Origin of the sequence: Parablastomonas sp. CN1-191 (assembly GCF_049354825.1) — a bacterium.
GTDB lineage: Bacteria > Pseudomonadota > Alphaproteobacteria > Sphingomonadales > Sphingomonadaceae > Novosphingobium.
This window is the reverse complement of the sequence record NZ_CP186480.1, coordinates 1,195,382-1,212,816: the sequence shown is the minus strand read 5'-3', so window position 1 is coordinate 1,212,816 and position 17,435 is coordinate 1,195,382. Positions and strand designations below refer to the sequence as shown.

Here is a 17,435-nt window from a genome sequence, read left to right as displayed (position 1 = left end):
ATCTTTTCCTTCTTTGCGGCGATATGATCGCGGGGACTTTATCCGAGCAGACGACTTCGCCTCCGCGTACCCGCCCGCTCCCAAGCGCGAGACGGCATGACGTACAAATCCGAAAAGGCAGCCACCGGGGTCGAAGGCCTCGACGCCATTATCGGCGGCGGACTGACGCGCGGCCGCGTCTTCCTGCTTGAGGGCGATCCCGGCACCGGCAAGACCACGATCGCCACGCAGTTCCTGCGCGACGGCGCCGAAAAGGGCGAGCGCTGCCTCTACATCACGCTGTCGGAAACCGAGGAAGAGCTGCGCGACAGTGTCGCGTCGCACGGCTGGACCCTGCCCGGCGAAGTTGTCATCTTTGAACTGATCCCGCCGGAAAGCCTGCTCGACGAGGAGCAGCAGCAGAGCCTGCTCTATTCTTCCGACCTGGAACTGGGCGAGACCACCCGGCGCATCTTCGAAGTCTATGAGCAGGTCCAGCCGCTGCGCGTGGTGCTCGACAGCTTGTCCGAGATCCGCCTGCTGGCCCAAAGCTCGCTGCGGTATCGCCGCCAGATCCTGGCGCTCAAGCATTACTTCGCCAGGCAGGGCGCGACCGTGCTGCTGCTTGACGACCTGACGTCCGAAGCGGCCGACAAGACCGTCCACAGCGTCGCCCACGGCGTGATCCGGCTCGAGGAGATGTCGCCCGACTATGGCGGCGAACGCCGGCGGATGCGCGTGCTCAAGTACCGCGGCCAGCGTTATCGCGGCGGCTACCACGATTTCATCATCGCCACCGGCGGCGTGCGGGTGTTCCCCCGGCTGGTCTCGCTCGACCACAAGACGACCTTCGATCGCAGCGTGGTTCCCACCGACAGCGAGCAGCTCAACGCGCTGCTCGGCGGCGGTTTCGACCAGGGATCGAGCGCGCTGATCCTGGGCCCTGCGGGTACCGGCAAATCGCTGTTCGTGCTGAGCTTCGTCCAGTCGGCGATCGAGCGCGGCGGCAAGGCGGCGATGTTCGTGTTCGACGAAGAACTGGGCCTCCTGTTTACCCGTGCCAAGGCGCTGGCGATCGACCTGCAGGCGATGGTCGATGCCGGGAGCCTGGTGATCGAGCAGGTCGACGCGGCCGAGCTTTCGCCCGGCGAGTTCTCCGAACGGGTGCGCCGCTGCGTCGAGAAATACGGCGCTCGCACCGTCGTGATCGACAGCCTCAACGGCTATCACGCCGCGATGCCGCAGGAATCGGCGCTGATCCTCCACATGCACGAGCTGTTGCAGTACCTGAACCGGCAGGGCGCAACCACGTTCCTGACCGTGGCCCAGCACGGCCTTGTCGGCGACATGAAATCGCCGGTCGATGTCACTTACCTTGCCGACACGGTCGTCCTGCTGCGCTATTTCGAGGCCGCTGGCCGGGTCCGCCGCGCGATCTCGGTGGTCAAGAAACGCACCGGCGCGCACGAGGACACGATCCGCGAGTTCACGATCGGCACCGACGGGATTACCCTGGGCAAGCCGCTGGTTCAGTTCCAGGGCGTGCTGCGCGGCGTGCCGAGCCTGGCCAGCAGCGGCGACATGATGGAACCGCGGCGGCCGACCCTCTCGCGCGAATGAATGTCACGCAATCCCAGCGCGCGGTCATCCTGGCGCCGCGCGGCCGCGATGCCGCGGTCGCCGCGGCGATGCTGCACGACGCCGGAATCGAGAGCACGATCGTCGATACGCTGGGCTGCCTTGTCCAGCTGCTGCGCGGCGGGGCCGGCTTCGCGCTGGTGACCGACGAAGCGTTCCACCGCGCCGACTTGCGCGGGATCGACGCGTTTGTTCGCGACCAGGAGGAGTGGTCGGATTTTCCCTTCATCCTCCTGACCGAGCGCGGCGGCAGTATCGAGCGTAACCCGGCAGCCGGTCGCTATCTCGACATTCTCGGCAACGTCACGTTCCTTGAGCGGCCGTTCCATCCCACCACGCTGATCAGCATCGCCAAGGCGGCGATGCGCGGCCGGCTGCGCCAGTATGAGGCCCGCGAACGCCTGCACCTGATCCGCGACCGCGAGCAGGAACTGCGGTTCGCGCTGGCCGCCGGCCGGCTGGGCGCCTGGACGCTCGACGTCGCCACCCGCACGCTCGAGGCGTCCGCCGATCACAAGGCCAATTTCGGGCGCGCCGCCGATGCGCCGTTCACGTACAAAGACCTTATCGCCAGCATCCACCCGGAGGACGTTGCGGCGATGCAGCAAGCCGTGGCGCGGACGCTGGAACACGGTGAAGACTACGATATCGAATACCGCTGCCTCTGGCCTGACGGTTCGCAGCACTGGGTCGAAGTGCGCGGCCGGCCCGAGATCGGCGACGACGGGAAGACCGTGCGGCTGGTCGGCGTCAGCCAGGACATCAGCGAACGCCGCGCGGCCGAGGAAACGCTGCGCAATTTCACCGCCGAGCTGGAAAAGCGCGTCGAAGAGCGCACCCGCGAGCGCGAGGTGATGATGGCGCAGCTGCACGAGGCGCAGAAGCTCGAAACCCTCGGCCAGCTGACCGGCGGCGTCGCGCACGACTTCAACAACCTGCTGACGCCGATCGTCGGCACGCTCGACATGCTGCGCCGACGCGCCGCGGACGAGCGCACCCAGCGGCTGCTCGACGGCGCGCTCAAGGCGTCCGACCGGGCGCGCACGCTGGTCGCCCGGCTGCTCGCCTTTGCGCGGCGCCAGAATCTCGAGGCGCGGCCGGTCGACATCGCCGAACTGGTCGAGGGAATGGTCGACCTGATCCAGCGCTCGATCGGTCCGACCATCAAGCTGGAATTTGCTGCCGCCGAGGGGCCGGCGATCGCGATGGTCGATGCCAACCAGCTGGAACTTGCGCTGCTCAACCTGGCGGTCAACGCGCGCGACGCGATGCCCGCCGGCGGAGGCCTGACAATTGACATCGACCTTGCCGAGGTTCGCGATGCCGGCGGCGAGGTGGCCCCGGGGCCCTATGTCCTCGTTCGCGTCAGCGACAACGGCGGCGGCATGGACGCGGTCACGCTGGCGCGGGCGGTGGAGCCGTTCTTCTCCACCAAGGGCGTCGGCAAGGGCACCGGCCTGGGCCTCTCGATGGTGCATGGCCTGGCGGCGCAATCGGGCGGGCGCCTGGCGCTGCGCAGCGGCCAGGGCGAGGGTACGACCGCGACGCTGTGGTTGCCAGCCGCCAGCGACGCGGCGCTGGCGCCTCGGGCCGAGGCGGCGGACGTGCCGCAAGGCGGGCAGGCGCTGCGCGTCCTGCTGGTCGATGACGAAGACCTGGTCCGCCAAAGCACCGCGGCGATGCTGGCCGAACTGGGCCACGGTTCGGTCGAGGCCGCCTCTGCGCGCGAGGCATTGACCCTGCTGCGCACGCAGCGCTTCGACATCGTCGTCACTGACTACCTGATGCCCGAGATGAGCGGCCTCGACCTTGCGCGCGAAGCGCGGCGCCTGCGGGCCGACCTGCCGGTGCTGATGATCACCGGCTTCGCCAATCTCGGCACCGACAGCGCCGCCGACGTGGCGCGGCTGGCCAAGCCGTTCTCGCTGGCGGCGCTTGGACGCGCGATCGAGGAACAGCTGCGGTTCCACGCGCCGCAGCTGGCCCGCTGATGAGGACCTTGCGCGACTTCGACAGCGGCAGCTTTCTTCGCGACACCTGGCAGCAGCGCCCGCTGCTCATCCGCAACCCATGGGACGCGTGGGACAATCCTCTCAGCCCTGACGAACTGGCCGGGCTCGCCTGCGAGGAGGGCGTAGATTCGCGCCTGATCCGCCAGGAGGATCGCGACTGGATGCTCGAACACGGGCCACTGGCGGACGAACGCTTCGGCCACCTGGGACGCGGACCCTGGACCTTGCTGGTCCAGTCGGTCGATCATTACGTTCCCGAAGTGGCGGCGCTGCTCGACCAGTTCCGCTTTGTCGCCAACTGGCGGGTCGACGACGTGATGGTCAGCTACGCGGTCGACGGCGGCGGAGTAGGCGCGCATTTCGACCACTACGACGTGTTCCTCGTCCAGGGCCTCGGCCGCCGCCGCTGGCGCATCGGGCCGCGCTGCGACGACAGCACGCCGACGCTGCCCCACGACGAACTGCGCCTGCTCGCCGAATTCGAGCCGACCGACGAATTCGTGCTCGAGCCGGGCGACATCCTTTACGTCCCGCCCGGTTTTGCGCACGACGGCATCGCCGTGGGGGACGATTGCATGACATACTCGATCGGCTTTCGCGCGCCGTCGCGCGCCGAGCTGGTGTCGGGCTGGAGCGGCGAGATCGTCGACGGGCTGGGCGACGACGATCGCTACACCGATCCGGGTGCCGCGCCGCAGGCCAACGCCGGCGAGATCGGCGCCGACGCGCTAGCCGAGCTGCACGGGATGGTGACCGACCCGGTCGGTGATCGGGCCGCCTTCGCGCGCTGGTTCGGGGCCTTCACCACCGAGCCCAAGAGCGCGCTCGACTGGCGGCCCGAGACGGTTCCCGGCACCGACGCGTTGCGTGACGCGATCGCCGCGGGCACCGGCCTGCTGCGCAACCCCGCCAGCCGCTTCGCCTTCGTGCGCGAGGGCGCCGGCCGCGTGGCCTTGTTCGTGGACGGCCAGGCTTACGATTGCGACGGCGCCGCAGCGGGCGTTGCCGAGGCGATCTGCGCGGCGTCGACCATCGAGCCGGATCCGGCGGTGGCCGACAATGCCGAGGTCATGGCGCTGTTGGCCGAACTCATTGCCGAAGGCGCGCTGGCCCTCGACCTCTAGCCGGCGTCGCGCCAGGTTCCGGGGGCAATGTCGCCAAGCTGCCATTCGCCCACCGACCAGCGCACCAGCCGCAGCGTCGGGTGCCCGACCGCCGCGGTCATCCGCCGCACCTGGCGGTTGCGCCCCTCGGCGATTGTCACGCGAATCCAGCTGTCCGGCACGGTCAGCCGCATCCGGATCGGCGGGTCGCGCGGCCACAGGTCGGGCGCCGCAATGCACTCGGCCTGGGCCGGGCGGGTCAGGCCGTCCTTCAGGCGCACGCCGCGGCGCAGGTTCTCCAGCGCGGCTTCGTCGGGCTCGCCCTCGACCTGCACCAGGTAGGATTTGGGCAGCTTGAAACGCGGATCGGCGATCCTGGCCTGCAGGCGGCCGTCGTCGGTCAGCACCATCAGGCCCTCGCTGTCGGCATCGAGCCGGCCGGCCGGATAGACGCCGGGCGCGTCGATGAAGTCCGCCAGCGTCGGTCGCGGCGGGCCCGTGCGCTCGTCGGTGAATTGCGGCAGCACCCCGTAGGGCTTGTTGAACAGGATGGTCCGCGCCACGCCGTCAGGCCGCGCGCTGCTCAAGCCGCTCGCTTGCAGCCAGCCACTCGCTTTCAGCACGCTCCAGCTCGCTGGCCAGCGCGGTTCGGCGGCGCGCCAGTTCACCGGCGTTGAGACCGGCCAGTTCGCGCGGCGCCCGGGCGGGGTCGATGATGGCCGCGTCGAGCGCGTCGATGCGCGCCTGCGTGCGTGCCACCGCGCGTTCGGCCTCGACAATCGCGGCTCGCGCGGCCTTGGCCTCCTCGCGGTCGCGGGCGCCGGCCTTCTTGTCCTTTTTCGGCGCGCCGCGGCCATCGCCCGCCTTCGCGGTACGACCGAGGACGAAATCGATATAGTCCTCCATCGAGCCGGGATAGTCGCTGGCGGTGCCGCCGTCGACCAGCACCAGCCTGTCGGCGGTCAGCTCGACCATGTGGCGGTCGTGGCTGATCAGGATGACCGCGCCGTCATAGGCGTTGAGCGCCTGGACCAGCGCCTCGCGCGCATCGACGTCGAGGTGGTTGGTCGGCTCGTCGAGGATCAGCAAGTGCGGCGCGTCGCGCGTGATCAGCGCCAGGGCAAGCCGCGCCCGTTCGCCGCCGGACAGCTTCTCGACCTTGGTGGTGGCCTTGTGGCCGCTGAACCCGAAGCGGCCCAGCTGCGCGCGCACGGTGCCAGGGCTCGCACCCTTCAGCGCCTGGGTCATGTGCTCCAGGGGGGTGTGATCGCCGGCCAGCTCCTCGACCTGGTACTGCGTGAAATAGCCGACCTTCATCTTGCCGGATGCCGCCATCGCCCCGTCCATCGGTGCCAGCTGCGCCGCCAGCAGCCGCGCGAGCGTGGTCTTGCCGTTGCCGTTGCGGCCCAGCAGGGCGATGCGATCGTCGGGATCGACCCGCAGGTTCAGCCGCTGAAGGATCGGCTTTTCACCGTATCCGACCGCCGCCAGGTCCAGCGTGATCAGCGGCGGCCGCATCTCGCCCGGATCGGGAAAGTCGAAGCTGAGACTGGGATCCTCGATCAGCGCGGCGATCGGCTGCATCTTGGCCAGCATCTTTGCCCGCGATTGCGCCTGTTTGGCGGTGGAGGCGCGGGCGCTGTTGCGCGCGACATAGTCCTGCAGGCGGGCGCGCTGGGCGTCCTGCGCCTCGCGCGCGGCGGCCAGCTGCGCCGCGCGTTCGGCGCGCTGCGTCTCGAACGCATCGTAACCGCCGGGGTATAGCGCGAGCTTGCCGTCCTGCAGGTGCAGGATCGCGGTGACCACGTTGTTGAGCAGGTCGCGTTCGTGGCTGATGACGATCACGGTCCCGGCATAGGCCTTGAGAAAGTTCTCCAGCCACAGCGTCGCTTCGAGGTCGAGGTGGTTGGACGGTTCGTCCAGCAGCAGCACGTCGGGCGCCGAAAACAGCAGCGCGCCCAGCGCGACGCGCATCTTCCAGCCGCCCGAAAAACTGTCGAGCGGGGCTTCCTGCATCGCTGCATCGAAACCCAGCCCGGTCAGGATGATCGCCGCACGCGAGGGCGCTGAGTACGCATCGATCGCCAGCAGGCGGTCGTGGACGTCGCCCAGCCGGTCAGGATCGGTGCACGTCTCGGCCTCGGCCAGAAGGCGCGTGCGCTCGGCGTCGGCGGCCAGCACGGCGTCGAACGGCGTCTGCGTGCCGCTGGGCGCTTCCTGGGCGATGTAGCCCAGCCGGGTGCGGCGCGGCATCTCGACCGAGCCGTCGTCAGGCTCAAGCTCGCCGACCAGCACTTTCATCAAGGTGGACTTGCCGGCGCCGTTGCGCCCGATCAGCCCGATGCGCCCGCCGGGCGGGATCGATGCCGAGGCGCCGTCGAGGATCGTGCGACCGCCGAGGCGGACCGTGACGTTCTGAACCGAGATCATGGCGGCGCCCCTAGCAGCGCCGCGGCGCTTTCTCAAACGATCGCCCAAGCGGCGACCCAAACCGCGACCTGCGGGACCGGACGGACGCAGTGGTGCCCGGGGACGGAATCGAACCGCCGACACCATGATTTTCAGTCATGTGCTCTACCAACTGAGCTACCCGGGCAGCGCTGCGGCGACGGTCCTTTCGGACCGGCGAGCGGTTGGAAGCGCGCCTATGGCGCGGGTCGTCCGGCTTGGCAAGGGCCAATCAGGCGCAGCCGTCAGGCCTCTTCGTCGTCGTCGCCCTGCGAGGGCAGGTCGGCCGGCGGGCCGGGCAGCGCGTAGCCATCGTCGAGCCACTTGACCAGGTCGCGGTCGCGGCAGCGGGTCGAGCAGAACGGGGTATGCTCGGCCACGCGCGGCTTGCGGCAGATCGGGCAGAGGCGGGTCGTCGTCATGCCGCCACCGCCTGCGCGAAGCCGGCGTCGAGCGCAAGCGCCGGGTCGGCGACAAGGCGCACGATCCGCCCGGTGCGGCGTGCCAGCTCGGCTTCGAAGCGGGCGGCCGCGGCCAGCACGTCTGGATGCGCGGTCAGCAGCAGCGTACCGGGCTGGGTCACCCGCTCGGCCCGGCGCAGCAGCAGCCGGGCGGCGGCCCCGGCGCGGTCGAAGGCCAGGCGGTGGAGCAGCGGCACGCGCGCCAGCCGCGCCACCAGCTGCACCAGTCCGAAGCCGTTCATCGCCGTGCGCTCGTGCGGCCACTCGGCGAGCGCGGCACCCAGCGCCCCGTCGACCGCCCGTCGATCGTCCTTGTCGAACAGGGTGGGAAAATCGATCGCCACCGACCCGCCGATGTCGAGCCGGTGCAGTGCGGCGGCCAGCGGCGCGGTGGCGGCCAGCGCCAGGTTTCGCGGCGGCAGTGTGCCGTCGATGTCGATCACGGTCATCGCCGGGGTCGGCGCGATCGCGAGCGCGCCGCCGGCAAAGCCGATCGAACCGCTCCAGGCGTCGGCAAACACGTCTTCCCAGGTGCCGGCCGGGAAGGACGCGACCACGCGGGCGCCCAGTTCCTCCGCCAGCGTCGGGGCGGGGGTGGGGGCGGCCGTGGTCGGGCGGGCGCGGGCCAACTTGAAGCGCCCGCTTTCAGCCAGCGCCGGGCGCGTGATCTCGACGCGCAGCGGGGCGCCTTCGGAGGCCGCCGGGGGCAGCTTGTCGACCAGCGCGCTCTCGGCCGTCGGCAGCCGGACGGTGCCGCGCGGGCTGCCCTTGGCGCGCGATGCCAGCACCGCCTCGGTTACCAGCCCGGCGGCGGCGCGGCCCGGCCAGTCTAGCCGCGCGGCGCGCACCGTTCCGGCGGCAAGGAGGATCGCACGGTGTTCGCCGATCCCTTCCTCGACGTACCAGCCTTGCGCCAGCTCAGCCAACGGGGAAGCCCGCCGCGCGCAGCAGCGCACGGGTCTCGAACAGCGGCAGGCCGATGACCCCTGAATGGCTGCCCGCCATCCACGCCACCAGCCCTTCGGCGCTGCCCTGGATGGCATAGCCGCCGGCCTTGCCGTGCCACTCGCCGCCGGCGATGTAGGCGTCGATCTCGGCCGCGGACAGCGGCTTGAAGCGCACCACGGTCTCGCTCATCCGCTCGCGCAAGACCCCGCCGGGAGAGGCCAGCGCGATCGCGGACAGCACGGTGTGGCGGCGGCCTGACATCAGTTCGAGGCAGCGGCGCGCGGCGGCCTCGTCCTCGGCCTTGGGAAGGATGCGGCGGCCCAGCGCCACGACCGTGTCGCCCGCCAGCACGTGCGCCGAGCCGCCCGGCACCGCCAGCGCCTTTTCGCGCGCCATGCGGGCCGCGTAGACACGCGGCAGTTCGGCCTTGGCGGGACTCTCGTCGATGTCGGCGGCGGAGACGGTGAAATCCGTCATGCCGAGCCGGCCCAGCAGCTCGCGCCGCCGCGGCGAAGCGGATGCCAGGATCAGCGTTGGGGCCGGTGCGGGCGACTGCATCGCCGCAGCCGTCTCAGGGATAGCCGGGGCCGCCGCGCCCGGGCATGAAGCGGTAGGTGATGCGGCCCTTGGTCAGGTCGTAGGGTGTCAGCTCGACCAGCACTTCGTCGCCGACCAGCACGCGGATGCGGTTCTTGCGCATCTTGCCGGCGGTATGGCCCAGGATTTCGTGATCGTTTTCAAGGCGGACGCGGAACATGGCATTGGGCAGCAGTTCAACGACCTGCCCCCGCATTTCGAGAAGTTCTTCCTTCGCCATTCGCGTCAATTGTCCTTGAATTACCGGGCTGCGCGCGCCCCATAGACCCGGGCACGGCAAAAGGAAAGCCTGCGCCCGCGCGCAGTCGTCTGGCGCGCCGGGAGCTTTCCCGGCGACAATTTGTTACCCTCTGCGGCTTGTCCCGGCCCGTGCCGGTTGCCACTTCGAACTGTATCAGGAACCACGAAGGCGCGTCAGGACGGGCCGCAAGACAGGAACGACCCGCCGTGCGCAGCCCTATTTTCATTCTCCTCGCCCTCGGGGTGTCGACGCCGGCGCTGGCCGCGGGCCAGGCCGAACCTGCCCCGCCGCCGCCCACCACCAACACCGCCGAGCCGGTCGACGCCGCCCCGCCGCAGGACGAGCCGGACGAGATCGTCGTCATTGCCACGCGCATCAAGGGATCGGTCGACGCGCCGCAGCCGCCAGTGGCGACGCTGACCGAGGCCGACGTCGCCAGCTACGGCGCTTCCTCGCTCGCAGACCTGCTGACCGCGCTGGCGCCGCAGACCGGATCGGGCCGCGGCCGCGGCAGCGGGCCGCCGGCGATCCTGGTCAACGGCCAGCGCATCGGTTCCTTCCGCGAGATGCGCAATTACCCGCCCGAAGCGATCCGCCGGGTCGAGATCCTGCCCGAGGAGGTCGCGCTGCGGTATGGCTTCGCGCCCAACCAGCGGGTGGTGAACTTCATCCTCAAGGACAACTTCAGCTCGCGCTCGGCCGAACTGCAATATCGCCAGCCGACCCGCGGCGGCACGGGTAACGAGCAGTTCGAGGTCAATTCGCTGCTGATCAACGGCCCGCGCCGGGTCAACGCCTCGGTCGAGCTCAATCACACCAGCCCGCTGACCGAGGCCGAGCGCAACGTCATCCAGGCCGACGCCACCACGATCGGCGGCATCGGCCAGGGCACGTACCGCTCGCTGATCGCGGAATCGACCGACCTGACCGGCAACGTCACGTTCAACACCGCCCTTGGCACCGCGCCCGGGTCGGGCACGCTCGGCCTCAACGCCAACGTCGCGCGCGGCCGGACGCTGTCCTACTCGGGGCTCAACACCGCCTCGCTGACCGCGGTGGACCCGCTCGCCCGGCAAAGCGACACGCTGACGCTCTCGGGCGGGGCGGCGCTCAACAAACCGCTGGGCGACTGGCAGCTGACGCTGACCGCCGACGGCAGCCACGGCGAGACCGTTTCGCACATCGATCGCCGCGGCGCCTTCGGCTTCGATCGCGCCGAGACCTATACGGACAGCCTCAACACGCTGGCGACCGTGATCGGGCGCCCGGTCCACCTGCCCGCGGGCGACGTTTCGGTGACGGCCAAGACCGGCCTCAACCTCGACGGGATATCCAGCCGCGACAGCCGCCGGTTGACCACGGGCGAGACCAGCCTGTCGCGGCGCGAGGCGCTGGCCGGCATCAACGTCGGCGTTCCGATCGCCAGCCGCCGCAACGACGTGCTGGCCGGGCTCGGCGACCTGACGCTCAACGCCTCGGCGGGGATCAGCAACCTGTCGGACTTCGGCACGCTCAAGGACTGGAGCGCCGGCTTCAACTGGGGGCTGACCGAAAAGCTCAACCTCGGCCTGAGCTATATCGTCAACGAAGCGGCGCCGAGCCTGGGCAACCTGGGCAACCCGCAGCTGCAGAACTTCAACGTCCCGGTCTATGACTTCGCCCGCGGCGAGACTGCGTTGGTAACGGTCATCACCGGCGGCAACCCGGCGCTGAAGAAGGAAACCCAGCGCGACCTCAAGGCCAGCCTCAACTGGCAGCTGCCGTTCCTGCAGAACAGCAACGTGCTTGTGGAATACTTCCGCAATCGTTCGAACGACATCACCGCCTCGTTCCCGGTGCTGACGCCGGCGATCGAAGCGGCGTTCCCGGGCCGCGTGGTGCGCGACGCGAACGGCAGGCTGGTCTCGATCGATCAGCGCCCGGTCACGCTTTACCGGCAGGAATCCTCGCGCCTGCGGCTCGGCTTCAACTTGTCGGGCAACCTGGGCAAGGCGCCCGAGGGCGGCGGCGGGATGTTCGGCGGTGGCGGTGGCCGGCGCGGCGGCGGCGGTGGCCGCGGCGGCGGAATGGGCGGCCCCCCGGGCGGCGGGATGGGCGGCCCTCCCGGCGGCGGGCAGGGGCGCTGGAACGTCGCGCTCTACGATACCGTGCAGTTCACCAACAAGGTCACCATTGCGCCGGCGGGTCCGGTCCTGGACCTGCTGGGCGGCGATGCGCTGTCGGGCGGGGGCATCGCCCGCCACACGCTGGAACTGGACGCCGGCGCGTTCAAGAGCGGCCTCGGCGTGCGCCTGTCGGGCTCCTACACCGCGCCCACCCGCGTCGACGCCAGCGGCTTGCCCGGCAGCACGGACTTGCGCTTCGGCAGCCTGTTCAAGCTCAACTTGCGCACGTTCGCAAATCTCGACCAGGTGCCGGGGCTGACCAAGGGGGCGCCGTTCCTGCGCGGCACGCGGATGTCGGTGTTCGTGAACAACATCTTCGACCAGCGCCAACGGGTCACCGACGGCAACGGCACGGTGCCGATCAACTACCAGCCTGACCTGATCGACCCCCAGGGCCGCGTGATCGGGATCGAGATCCGCAAGAGCTTCTAGCGCTTCCGGTAGCGCTCGAACCAGGCCAGGATCGCACTGACCCGGGCGGCGCTTTGAGACGGGCGCGCGGTCAGCGATCCGTGCGCCGCGCCCGGCACGATCATCAGCGTCGCCGGGACGCCGCGCAGCTTGAGCGCGGTAAAGAACTCCTCCGACTGCGGGGGCGGGGTACGCTTGTCGTTTTCGCCCACCACGATCAGAGTCGGGGTCTTGACCCTGCCGACCAGCGAGATTGGCGATGCGCCCCAGTAGCCCATCGGGTTGTCCCACACCGGGGCGCCGTAAGGCATCGCGTTCTGATAGGCGGCGATGTCAGTGGTCAGAATCTTGCTGTTCCAGTCGATAACCGGCTTTTGCAGCGCGGCGGCGCGAAACCGGTCGGTCAGGCCGATCAGCGCGGCGCTGGCATAGCCGCCGTAGGATCCGCCGGTGACGAACAGGTTGTCGGGGTCGGCGAACCCGGCGGCCACTGCCGCGTCGACCGCGGCAAGGAAATCGGGCGCGTCCGAAAACGGCTTCTCGAAGCTCGTCTGATTTGCGAAGTCGTCGCCATAATTGGCTGAATTGCGGGCGTTCGGATAAACCACGGCATAGCCCGCCGCGGCGTAAAGCTGCATGTCGGTCGCGAACGTCGGCCCGTAAGCGGCGTTGGGCCCGCCGTGGATCTCCAGGATCGTCGGCAGCCGGCCGCCGGTATATCCGGGCGGCAGTACCACCCAGGTATCGATCCTGCGGCCATCGGGCGCGGTCACCGCCAGCGGTCGCACCGTCCCCAGCGTGCGCGCGGTGCGCAGGTCGTGCGTCAGATCCGTCAGCCGCGTCTCGCGCCCGCTGCGCAGCACCGCGATGTCGCCGGGGCTGCCGGCATCGGCGTACGTGAACGCGATGGTGCCGCCGGCCGCATCGAAGCTGCCCCCGGTATAGGGCCGGTCCAGGCCGCCGCCGCCCAGGTGCGCGGTGAGCGGCGTGATCTTGCCGTCCAGCGCGACCCGCGCCAGCCGGGTAACGCCGCCGTCGCCGTAGCTGACCAGCAGTGCCTTGCCGTCCGCGTCCCAGACCGGGTTCGCAACCGATCGGCCCAGCGACGCGGTCAGGTCGCGCCGGTCGCTGCCGTCCGCCGCGGCGACGTAGAGCCGGTCGAAGGCATAATTGCGCCCGGCGGCGTCGTGGCCGATCCAGGCCATCATCCGCCCGTCGGGGGACATGGCGGCGTCGCCGTCAGGACCCTTGCGCGTCGTCAGCCGCACCGGGCCGGCGCCGCCCAGCGCAAAGCGCCACAGCTCGCTTTCGCCCGGATCGCGCTGCCAGTCGGCATCGCGGTGCGTGGTCACCACCAGGCTGCGCGATCCCGCGTCCCAAGCCAGCGCGCTGATCGGAAAGTCGCCGCTGGTCACCTGCACCGGCGCCCCGCCGGCGGCGGGCACGGTGAAGACTTGCGCGCGGCCCGGCTTCAGCACGCCTTCGTCGTCGGTGCGCCATAGCAACTGGTCGTAAAGCCGCGGCGCCTCGGCCCACTTGGCGCCCTCGGGCCTGGTCGGCGCGGCGCCCAGCCGGGGCGGTTCGCCGGGGACGAAGGCAGTGTAGGCGATCAGGGTGCCGTCGGGGGACCACGCCAGCCGCGACGGGCGCTCGGGCAGCTCGGCGATCAGCACCGGCGCGGCGGTGGACGCGGGATCGAGCTTCATCAGCCTCGGCCTGGTGTCGGGTGCGCGGGCGACGAAGGCCAGCCACTTGCCATCGGGCGACCACAGCGGCGCCGCCTGCTCGCCCGCCATCGCTGCCACGCGCCGCGCCGGGCCGCCCTTGGCGTCGACCAGCCAGAGGCTGCGCTGTGCCTTGTCGGTCATCACGTCGGCCGCGGCCCGCACATAGGCGATCCGGCGTCCGTCCGGGCTGACGGCAGGGCTGTTGGCCACCGCCAGCTTGAACAGGTCGTCGGCGGTGAAGCGCGCGGCCGGGGCCGGCTCCCTGGCAAAGGCTGCCGGCGCCGCGGCCAGCATCACCGCGGCAGTCATCAGCATCGCGCGCATCGCAGTCTCCAGGTTTCCGGCCCGCAGACAACCTCAGATGCTCGGCCGGCGCAACCCTTAGAGCGCGGCTGCAGCCGCCGCGGCGCTGGCCCAGGCCCACTGGAAATTGTAGCCGCCCAGCCAACCGGTCACGTCCACCGCCTCGCCGATGGCGTAAAGGCCCGGTACGCCGCGCGCCGCCATCGTCTGCGAGGACAGCCCGGCGGTGGCGATCCCGCCGACGGTGACTTCGGCCTTGGCGAAGCCCTCGGTGCCGTTAGGGTGGAACGGCCAGGCCCGCAGCCGTTCCTGCGCGCCGCGCAAGACCTTGTCGGTCTGCGCCGCCATCGCGCCGTCGAGGCCGAGCCGGCCCGCCAGCGCGTCGGCCAGCCGTTCGGGCAGGGGGCCGCGCAGCACGGTGCGAACCGCGGCGCGCGGCTGCGCGCGTTTGGCATCCAGCAGCCAGTCGGCATCGGCATCGGGCAGGAAATCTATCGTCACCGGCTCGCCATGCTTCCAGTAGGACGACACCTGCAGGATCGCGGGGCCGGACAGGCCGCGGTGCGTGAACAGCGCCGCCTCGCGGAAACGGGCTTTGCTGCTGCCCGTGCCGGCCGACGCGGCCACCGGCGCGGCGACGCCCGACAGCTCGCGAAACAGCACGTCCTCGCCGCCCAGCGTCAGCGGCACCAGCGCCGGGCGCGGCTCCACCACCTTGAGGCCGAAACGCCGCGCCAGGTCGTAAGCGAACCCGGTCGCGCCCATTTTCGGAATCGACGGGCCGCCGGTTGCGATCACCAGCGCGCGGCCACGCACCGGGCCCTGCTGCGTGGCGACGGTAAACACCCCGTCGGCATGGTCGACCGCGCCGACCTCCTGGCCGGTCCGGACGACCGCACCGCCCTTCGCGCACTCGGCCAGCAGCATCGCGACGATCTGCCGCGCCGAGCCATCGCAGAACAATTGCCCGAGCGTCTTTTCATGCCAGGGGATGCCGTGCGCCTCGACCAGGTCGAGGAAATCGCGCGGGGTGTAGCGGGCCAGCGCCGACTTGGCGAAATGCGGATTGGCCGAGATGTAGCGGTCGGGCGCGGTATGAATATTGGTGAAGTTGCAGCGTCCACCGCCCGAAATCAGGATCTTGCGCCCGACTTCGGATGCTTTTTCGAGCACCACCACGTTGCGCCCGCGCTGCCCCGCGCGGGCGGCACAGAACAGGCCGGCGGCGCCGCCGCCCAGGATGATGGCGTCATGAACAGGCTCCATGGCGCGGCTCTAGCGGCTGGGGACGGGGCGGCAAGCGTGGCGGGATTTTCCTACGCGCCCCGCTTGTGGCAGGAAGGGGCGATGTTGCCCCGTGCGCCCTTTTCTTCAACACCTTGCGACCCCATCTGGGACCTTGCCCGCCGCTTCCGCTTTCTCGCCAGGACCCTGTCAAACGTGTCAAGCAACTGTGGACTTCGCCGGTGAGCAAGGCCGCCCGTCCCGATCAGCCCAATGCCGCGACGCGCTTTAACGAGGACCGCGCGACGCAGGCCGTGCGCGGCAGCCAGCCCGATATCGACGCCGGCATCGCGGCGATCCGCGAGGTCGTCCGCACGCTGAAGCCCAAGCCTGGCGTCTACCGGATGCACGACGCCCGCGGCGACGTGCTTTATGTCGGCAAGGCGCGCGTGCTCAAGAACCGGGTCGCCAACTACACGCAGGTCGACCGGCTCTCGAACCGGCTGCGCCGGATGGTCAGCCTGACGCGGTCGATGACGATCGTGACGACCAATTCGGAGGCCGAGGCGCTGCTGCTCGAAGCGCAGCTGATCAAGCGCTACCGCCCGGCCTTCAACGTACTTCTGCGCGACGACAAGTCGTTCCCGTTTATCCTCCTGCGCGCCGATCACGCCTTTCCGCGCATTCAGAAGCACCGCGGCGCGCGCCGGTCGAAGGGCAGCTACTACGGTCCGTTCGCCAGCGCCGGCTCGGTCAACACCACGATTAACGCGCTGCAGAAACTGTTCCTGCTAAGATCCTGCACAGACAGCTTTTTCAGCCGCCGCGACCGGCCCTGCCTGCTCTACCAGATCAAGCGCTGCTCAGCCCCCTGCGTGGGCCGCATCGATGCCGGTGGCTATGCCGAACTGGTGGGCGAGGCGAAGGACTTCCTCGGCGGCAAGAGCCAGGGCGTGCAGAAGAAGATCGAGAGCCAGATGGCAGAGGCCGCCGGCGCCCTCGATTTCGAGCGGGCGGCGATGCTGCGCGACCGGCTGCGCGCCGCCACCTTCATCCAGGGCAGCCAGGCGATCAACGCCAGCGGCGTCGGCAATGCCGATGTCTTTGCGATGGCGACCAAGGGCGGGCAGGTCGGCATCCAGGCGTTCTTCATTCGCGGCGGCCAGAACTGGGGCCACCGCGCCTTTTTTCCCAGCCACACCGACGGTCTGAGCGAGGAAGAGGTGATGACCAGCTTCCTGGCCCAGTTCTACGAGGAAGTGCCGCCGGCGCGCTGCGTCCTTGTCGACCGGGCGCTGCCCGAGGCGGAATTGCTGGCCGAGGCGCTGGCCGAGGGCGCGGGGGGGCGGGTCGACATCTCGGTCCCGCAACGTGGCGACCGGCGGCGGCTGATGGACCAGGCCAGCCGCAATGCCGCCGAAGCGCTCGACCGCCGGCTGGCCGAAAGCGGCACCAAGGCCCGCATCAACCAGGAGCTGGCCGAATTCCTCGAGCTGGCGGAACCGCCCAGCCGCATCGAGGTCTACGACAACAGTCACATTCAGGGGGCCCAGGCGGTCGGCGCCATGATCGTCGCCGGGCCGGACGGATTCGTGAAGGGCCAGTACCGCAAGTGGAACATCCGCAGCGCCCGGACCAATGACGACTTCGGCATGATGCGCGAGGTGTTCGGCCGCCGTTTCGCCCGCCTCGCCGACGAGGATCCCGACCGTGACGGCGGGACGTGGCCTGACCTTGTGCTGATCGACGGCGGCAAGGGGCAGATGAGCGCGGCCAGGGACACGCTCGAGGAACTGGGGATCGAGGACGTCAACCTGATCGCCATCGCCAAGGGTCCGCACCACGGGCGCGAAGGGCGCGAGGTGTTCCACTTTCCCGATGGGCGTGAGAAGACGCTGCCGGTCAATTCGCCGTTGCTGTTCCACCTCCAGGTCCTGCGGGACGAGGTCCACCGCTTCGCCATCGGCGCGCATCGCGCCAAGCGCAGCCGTGCCATCACGGCGAGCCCGCTGGACGAGATCCCCGGCATCGGTCCTGCCCGCAAGCGGGCCCTGCTGCTTCACTTCGGCACTGCCGGCAAGGTGCGCGCCGCCTCCCTCGAAGACCTGCAACGCGCACCCGGCGTCAGCGCGCTGGTGGCGCAGGCGATCTACGATTTCTATCACCCCGGCGGGTGAG

General features: G+C 70.0%; 13 protein-coding genes and 1 tRNA gene. 5 read left to right on the top strand and 9 right to left on the bottom strand.

The genetic code is table 11. The annotated features are described in order from the left end of the window. Positions 1 to 96: 96 nt before the first annotated feature. From ACOYW6_RS06045 to ACOYW6_RS06035, 3 genes are read left to right on the top strand one after another with little or no spacing between them, the layout of a single operon-like run. Complete coding sequence (locus ACOYW6_RS06045; RefSeq protein WP_423142908.1) at positions 97 to 1,599, top strand: ATPase domain-containing protein; 1,503 nt, start codon at positions 97 to 99, stop codon at positions 1,597 to 1,599. After that, positions 1,596 to 3,608, top strand: coding sequence for a response regulator (locus ACOYW6_RS06040; RefSeq protein WP_423142907.1), 2,013 nt, complete (start codon positions 1,596 to 1,598; stop codon positions 3,606 to 3,608). Before ACOYW6_RS06045 ends, ACOYW6_RS06040 begins: the two co-directional genes overlap by 4 nt. Then, positions 3,608 to 4,753: a JmjC domain-containing protein gene (locus ACOYW6_RS06035; RefSeq protein ID WP_423142906.1), complete on the top strand. Its 1,146-nt coding sequence runs from the start codon at positions 3,608 to 3,610 to the stop codon at positions 4,751 to 4,753. The genes ACOYW6_RS06040 and ACOYW6_RS06035 overlap by 1 nt, the downstream gene beginning before the upstream one ends. Here the strand turns inward: ACOYW6_RS06035 and ACOYW6_RS06030 are convergent. The 7 genes from ACOYW6_RS06030 to infA form a co-directional block, all read right to left on the bottom strand. Beyond that, positions 4,750 to 5,295 carry a pseudouridine synthase gene (locus ACOYW6_RS06030; RefSeq protein WP_423142905.1) on the bottom strand — a complete coding sequence of 182 codons (546 nt, stop codon included), beginning with the start codon at positions 5,293 to 5,295 and terminating at the stop codon, positions 4,750 to 4,752. The two genes, ACOYW6_RS06035 and ACOYW6_RS06030, sit on opposite strands and share 4 nt — an antisense overlap. Before the next feature lie 4 nt (positions 5,296 to 5,299). After that, on the bottom strand, positions 5,300 to 7,162 hold the full coding sequence (locus ACOYW6_RS06025; RefSeq protein WP_423142904.1) for an ATP-binding cassette domain-containing protein: 1,863 nt from the start codon (positions 7,160 to 7,162) through the stop codon (positions 5,300 to 5,302). Between the two features lie 90 nt (positions 7,163 to 7,252). Beyond that, positions 7,253 to 7,328: transfer RNA gene (locus tag ACOYW6_RS06020), tRNA-Phe, on the bottom strand. A gap of 97 nt (positions 7,329 to 7,425) precedes the next feature. Continuing rightward, entirely contained in the window at positions 7,426 to 7,602 is a 177-nt protein-coding gene (gene yacG, locus ACOYW6_RS06015) for a DNA gyrase inhibitor YacG (RefSeq protein WP_423142903.1), read from the bottom strand. After that, the gene (locus ACOYW6_RS06010; RefSeq protein WP_423142902.1) at positions 7,599 to 8,567 is read right to left on the bottom strand and encodes a ribonuclease; all 969 of its coding nucleotides are present in this window, start codon (positions 8,565 to 8,567) and stop codon (positions 7,599 to 7,601) included. The genes yacG and ACOYW6_RS06010 overlap by 4 nt, the downstream gene beginning before the upstream one ends. Continuing rightward, a complete protein-coding gene (locus ACOYW6_RS06005) occupies positions 8,560 to 9,147 on the bottom strand; it encodes a Maf family protein (RefSeq protein WP_423142901.1) in 588 nt (195 codons plus the stop codon). Before ACOYW6_RS06005 ends, ACOYW6_RS06010 begins: the two co-directional genes overlap by 8 nt. Positions 9,148 to 9,160: 13 nt before the next feature. Beyond that, positions 9,161 to 9,406, bottom strand: a complete 246-nt coding sequence (gene infA / locus ACOYW6_RS06000) for a translation initiation factor IF-1 (RefSeq protein WP_423142900.1) — start codon at positions 9,404 to 9,406, stop codon at positions 9,161 to 9,163. A gap of 227 nt (positions 9,407 to 9,633) precedes the next feature. On the opposite strand from infA, the gene ACOYW6_RS05995 reads away from it, so the two are divergent. Continuing rightward, positions 9,634 to 12,024 carry a TonB-dependent receptor gene (locus ACOYW6_RS05995; RefSeq protein ID WP_423142899.1) on the top strand — a complete coding sequence of 797 codons (2,391 nt, stop codon included), beginning with the start codon at positions 9,634 to 9,636 and terminating at the stop codon, positions 12,022 to 12,024. Here ACOYW6_RS05995 and ACOYW6_RS05990 read toward each other — a convergent pair. Then, positions 12,021 to 14,045 carry a S9 family peptidase gene (locus ACOYW6_RS05990; RefSeq protein WP_423142898.1) on the bottom strand — a complete coding sequence of 675 codons (2,025 nt, stop codon included), beginning with the start codon at positions 14,043 to 14,045 and terminating at the stop codon, positions 12,021 to 12,023. The two genes, ACOYW6_RS05995 and ACOYW6_RS05990, sit on opposite strands and share 4 nt — an antisense overlap. 66 nt (positions 14,046 to 14,111) lie before the next feature. Continuing rightward, on the bottom strand, positions 14,112 to 15,299 hold the full coding sequence (locus tag ACOYW6_RS05985; protein WP_423142897.1) for an NAD(P)/FAD-dependent oxidoreductase: 1,188 nt from the start codon (positions 15,297 to 15,299) through the stop codon (positions 14,112 to 14,114). A gap of 200 nt (positions 15,300 to 15,499) precedes the next feature. On the opposite strand from ACOYW6_RS05985, the gene uvrC reads away from it, so the two are divergent. Further along, positions 15,500 to 17,434 (top strand): excinuclease ABC subunit UvrC, encoded by a 1,935-nt coding sequence (uvrC, locus tag ACOYW6_RS05980; protein ID WP_423142896.1) that lies wholly within the window; start codon positions 15,500 to 15,502, stop codon positions 17,432 to 17,434. Position 17,435: the final 1 nt, after the last annotated feature.